The sequence below is a fragment of the candidate division KSB1 bacterium genome (assembly GCA_022562085.1).
Lineage (GTDB): Bacteria > Zhuqueibacterota > Zhuqueibacteria > Oceanimicrobiales > Oceanimicrobiaceae > Oceanimicrobium.
In genome coordinates this window covers 1-3,750 of record JADFPY010000403.1, presented here as the reverse complement: position 1 = coordinate 3,750, position 3,750 = coordinate 1, and the positions used below count along the sequence as shown (strand labels likewise).

General features: G+C 40.7%; 3 protein-coding genes and 1 tRNA gene. 3 read left to right on the top strand and 1 reads right to left on the bottom strand.

Features of this window, described 5'->3' with window-relative positions:
- Positions 1-537 precede the first annotated feature (537 nt).
- Positions 538-1,248 carry a hypothetical protein gene (locus IH879_21230; protein ID MCH7677450.1) on the top strand — a complete coding sequence of 237 codons (711 nt, stop codon included), beginning with the start codon at positions 538-540 and terminating at the stop codon, positions 1,246-1,248.
- A 128-nt stretch (positions 1,249-1,376) separates the two neighbouring features.
- On the opposite strand, the gene IH879_21225 is transcribed toward IH879_21230, so the two are convergent.
- Complete coding sequence (locus IH879_21225) at positions 1,377-2,621, bottom strand: hypothetical protein (protein ID MCH7677449.1); 1,245 nt, start codon at positions 2,619-2,621, stop codon at positions 1,377-1,379.
- A 512-nt stretch (positions 2,622-3,133) separates the two neighbouring features.
- On the opposite strand from IH879_21225, the gene IH879_21220 reads away from it, so the two are divergent.
- A complete protein-coding gene (locus IH879_21220; protein MCH7677448.1) occupies positions 3,134-3,391 on the top strand; it encodes a hypothetical protein in 258 nt (85 codons plus the stop codon).
- Between the two features lie 16 nt (positions 3,392-3,407).
- Positions 3,408-3,482, top strand: a tRNA-Asp gene (locus IH879_21215).
- The last annotated feature ends 268 nt before the right edge of the window (positions 3,483-3,750 follow it).

Sequence of the window (3,750 nt, the reverse complement as noted above, 5' to 3'; positions counted from 1 at the left end):
GCCGTCCGGGACGTCGATCATATATCGTATATCAGATTCTGGACTCGAACATATACGATTTACGATTTGCGATCTACGATTTGCGATTTTCAAAAAGAGTCTGTACTTCTCAAATTGTAGATCGTCAATCAAAATTATCGACAAAGTTTTGTCGATGTACGGCGCTAAGCGCCTATTCACTTTACTGAAAAAGTATGCTGTAGTTCACATTTGGGTATGATAAGACAAAAATCCGCCGCTCAAGGCAACGAAAAAGTTAACACTCCCCTAAAAGTGTGAATAGACAGTTTTGGGCTCTTGCTCGCTAAAGAAGAAAAGCCACCGAACTGTGTTTGAATTTCACTCATTGCCAGGCTTCCCTTTTTTGTTTCAAATCAGCTGTACCGCTATCTGGTAATTCCTCGCAAAATAGGAATTATGTTGGTGGCTGCCGATAATATAAACCATAAGGGATGGTTTAAAAAAGAATTGAATAGGGAAAGGGTTTTATGCCGACGGCATACAAAGTAGAAAGTTATGAATAGTTGCAAATTGTATATGAAAAGATTTAATTATGTGGAAGTCGTAAAAACGGAAGATTTATCTGCTGCGAAGATAACTCTATTAAATGACCTGGGATTTCATGCTTCAACAGAAACCTTGATGGAAGTTGAAGAAGTTTCCTCGGATGAGGAATTGGATGGCAATCTCAAGCTATGTGATTGCTGCCAGACTGCGGAGTGTCGTGTAAACGCTTGGCAACCCAGTAAAACAAATCTTCATGCCTACAGACACTGGGTTTTGAAAACCACGCCAGCATATGCGCTTATCCCTTGTCTGTATCAATTGAATAGAATCAGAACCGTGAAAGTTTCTACCACCGACTACGACTTGCTGTACAAATTCGACTGGTATATAAATTCGGAAGGAATAGCAGTCACTATTGTGGACGTTGCCGGCAAACATGAGGCGGTAAATGTTGAAACTATTAAAAGAGCGGTGGCAACGTTTACTGAAGAATACGAAAAGTTTGGAGATACAATTTACATGGGCGAGTGGACCGGTTGGGACTACCGGGACAGAATGGATATCGCGATGCTATCCATTCATGGTGAGGCGTTTGAAGATAGAAAACTAAATTATCCCAAAAGAAGGAAACAGTATCTGGAATATTTAGAAAAGAATCCCGCTTTTTTGGAAAAGATAAAAATTGCAACTTTCATCAAACGGCAAAAGGCGAACAAAATAGTGAAGAAACATAGAACCTAAAAATCAATTAGAAACCTCAAATTCTCCTTGGTTTCATCGAATTTAACAGTTTTTAGAAGTCTTACTTTGATAATCTTCGTTTTAGTAGGGACTCATTAGTTCTAAAACGTAAATGATTTTGATGCCGACTATGGCACTTTAAACATTTTTTGCCCGCTCTTCCTATCAGACACGCCCCTTTTGCCAATATGGTTTTGCCGGAACCGAGTCCATGTTCTGTGTCGAGGGTTGCCTTTGATCCTTAGCGGTGGGATGCTTAGTTGGTAGATAAGACGATCTCTTACTTTAGACGACTTAACCTGCTCATATAAGGTCGAGACACTTTGCAAATAAGAAAACTTATCGACATCAGGCATACCATTGTTGATGAACTCATTTTTCGCCACACGCGCACGCCATAATGCATCGTCTACAAGGGGGCTTCTATGACTTGGGTATTGACCGCCGGCAGAACGCCCTTTTTGCTTGATTTGCTGCAATTGCTCGTCTATCTTTTGGAGACTTTTTGGATCAAAGTCAAAGGTGGTGGTCTTGCTATATTTTATGGTGGAATATACCGATTCCAACAACAATCGCTGCTGTCGAATCTTCTCATTCTGGTGGCTATCAATTGCGCCTATGATACTGCCAGCCTTTTCCAGGTAAGCGGCAGAAGCCTCTTCATCATTTAGCAAGTGTAGGGCCGAAGCAATATGGAGAAAATACCAAGGGTTGACGAACGTTTGCATGCGATTTCTCTCAAAGACAAAATCATCTTCCACTAAGCCTAGGGTCTCGACGTGAGATGCATCGCCGTGCTGACTTAGTCTAGCTTCGGTTTGAATCGCCTTCTGCCAACAGCAAATTGCTTTTCTGAGAATGAACTGATAGTGAACAGGCTTAGCAAGCGAGAATCCTCTATGGGGAGCATAGTACGCAATTCCAGCCAAGTCAAAATAAGCACGACCTAAGTTTCTAAGCAGGCGGATGTTCACGGGGTGACTTTTCAGGAGTGGTTCACTATCTAGAATAAAAGCGAACAAAGTAGAAACTGCGCTTTCCAACTGTGCCGAAGTTACTATTCCGCCACTGGGAATCATTTTGAAATTCTGCAGACTCCAGAGAAAAAAATAGATTCCTTTAGTCATTTTCCTAAAGACTGTGGCATAATCTGCTTTCCTCCTTTCAATGGCTCTTTCCTCCAGAACCAACCCCATGAGAAGGTTTATCTTTTTTGGATGGAGCTCAGTTCTCAGGGCTTCGATTATTAGAGAAGATTGCTGGCTCATTGTGTTGTCTGCCGGATTCTGCAGTCTTAGATCATCGAGACCATACCGGTCAGCTCCACTAGAAAGTTGATCCCTCGACTCGGGTCTCTCAAACTGTGATTTCATATTTTAGGATTTCCTCCGAATTGATAGTTGAGAAAAGGACTTACGACTCAGCAACCAGACTATCGCTTTACCGGTTAAGAAATTCAAATCTGTAAGAATAAAATTTTACATGTGCAAGATTGGTTATCTTGACTTAAGAACAGGCGGTCGGTTTTTGATATTTACAAATAGGAATACAAACAGTCATCGACTAATAAGAGCTTTACTTTAGAAGAATGTCGTCCAGACTATGGGAAGGTTATAGTGGATTACATGATGCGCAGCAGCACTTATTTACTAAAAATTAAAATTTTCCGACTGATCAGTTTTTGGTAAAGGGGAAGATTGTTTTTAACTATCCAAAATCAACAGTTAATAGATTACTAAGTCGATAATATAACCTTAATCAAATATACCGAGTCTTTGGAAATTTATATTATTTTTTGTGTGCTGAAGTCTCCTGCCAAGTCCTTTTATTTAGACCAATATTTCGCTTGACTCTCTTTTGCTATTTACCTATATTTGACACCGTTATGAACCATAAAAAAGTAAAGAGACAGTCCGGACGCAAACTAAAAGATTCAGGTCTCCCGTTCACAAAACTGAACTATCAACTGTTTGGCATTGCGTCTTTTTTAATCCTGGTAGGATACTGGGCTCTGTCGCAACCTCCGGTAGATGGATTTTTGACTTTAACTTTTGCGCCCATTCTTTTAGTTTTTGGTTACTGTGTGTTGATTCCTTTGGCAATTATCAGCGGCAATAAAAACAGAGAGGGTGATAAAACCTAACCGTTCGAAACACCACGGGGCCGTGGTGTAGCTTGGTTAACACGCCGGCCTGTCAAGCCGGAGATCGCGGGTTCGAATCCCGTCGGCCCCGCACTTATAACCTCAATAAAAACAGATTACAGGCTATCATTTCCTTGGTAGCCTTTTTTATTTGAAATATGGACAAATTGGCACATTTTTGGACTAAAATTGCACACGATTTTACACACTCTTTTTCTGTTATCTTCAATTCAGTCTCATCCTGGAAGCCATGGGCCACTCAAGCCCAAGGTTCGCGGTTCGATTCCCTGACGACGCACCAAGTTAAGTTTAATAAAAACAATGTTAAAACTCTTTCTTTTGAAGAGCCTTTTTTGTTT

Coding starts and splice junctions, on each gene's coding strand:
- IH879_21225 (MCH7677449.1), bottom strand. CDS start 2,621: ATGAAATCACAGTTTGAGAGACCCGAGTCGAGGGATCAACTTTCTAGT.
- IH879_21230 (MCH7677450.1), top strand. CDS start 538: ATGAAAAGATTTAATTATGTGGAAGTCGTAAAAACGGAAGATTTATCT.
- IH879_21220 (MCH7677448.1), top strand. CDS start 3,134: ATGAACCATAAAAAAGTAAAGAGACAGTCCGGACGCAAACTAAAAGAT.